The sequence below is a fragment of the Dorea sp. MB18-49 genome, assembly GCF_023669465.1.
In the GTDB taxonomy this organism is placed as follows: Bacteria; Bacillota; Clostridia; order Lachnospirales; family Lachnospiraceae; genus Dorea_A; species Dorea_A longicatena.
Genome location: NZ_JAMOYX010000109.1, coordinates 1 through 826, shown reverse-complemented (window position 1 = coordinate 826; position 826 = coordinate 1). Strand labels below are relative to the sequence as shown.

General features: G+C 28.1%; 1 protein-coding gene. It reads left to right on the top strand.

The window, feature by feature from the left end:
- The first annotated feature begins 439 nt into the window (after positions 1–439).
- Positions 440–781, top strand: coding sequence for a helix-turn-helix domain-containing protein (locus NCY30_RS14960; RefSeq protein ID WP_144099685.1), 342 nt, complete (start codon positions 440–442; stop codon positions 779–781).
- Positions 782–826 lie beyond the last annotated feature (45 nt).

Genomic DNA, 826 nt, shown 5'->3' with positions numbered 1-826 from the left:
ATAATTAGCCATGATTTACAGATGGATAAAATTGCAGACAAAATATTAGATTTGGATGATAAAAATAATGAAGAAATTATTTAGGAGATAGCTAATTTAGATAAATAGAAAGGAAAATAAAACGATATAGATAGAGAATAATCTGAGAGTTATAAGCGTATCATACAAATTGGTTAGTATTTGTGGAAAAAGCTGTATGAAATTGATGAGTGTAAGAGTAGATTTACGAGATACTGGAAGGGGGATGAATTGCCTCTTTGGTATAAGCGTGGACGTTTCTTGACTAATGTAATATATAATAATTTTAAATGAGACAATATGGATATAGTTCTACATATTTCGATACACCAAAATAAGTAATGGTGTATCCCGTGCAGAGTAAAAAGGCGTCAATATTTATGTACACTTTATAATATAAAAAGTATAAGGGGTACCATGAATGAAAAATCGGATTAAAGAACTTCGAGAACAAAAAAGAATTTCACAAGTATGCCTAGCAACACATATTGGTTGTTCACAGAATACTATCAGTAAAATGGAATTGGAAATGTCAGAACCTAAAGCAAGTCAACTTTTAGAAATGGCAAAATACTTTAATGTATCAGTTGATTATATTTTGTGTAATTCAGATTATAAATATATTCAAGAAGTGTATCATAATGCTAAGAATATAGAAGTTGAGAATATCGACTTTATAAAAATGTATAAAAATTTGTCTGAATCAGATAAAGAATTAATATATGCTTTAGCACAGAGATTATCAAAAGTAAAAACGGTATAAGTGGTGAAGAACAATGATTAATATTGCTATATGTGATGATGATAA

What these genes read in the sequence shown, in the direction of transcription:
- NCY30_RS14960 (WP_144099685.1), top strand. Translation starts at nt 440, where the DNA reads ATGAAAAATCGGATTAAAGAACTTCGAGAACAAAAAAGAATTTCACAA.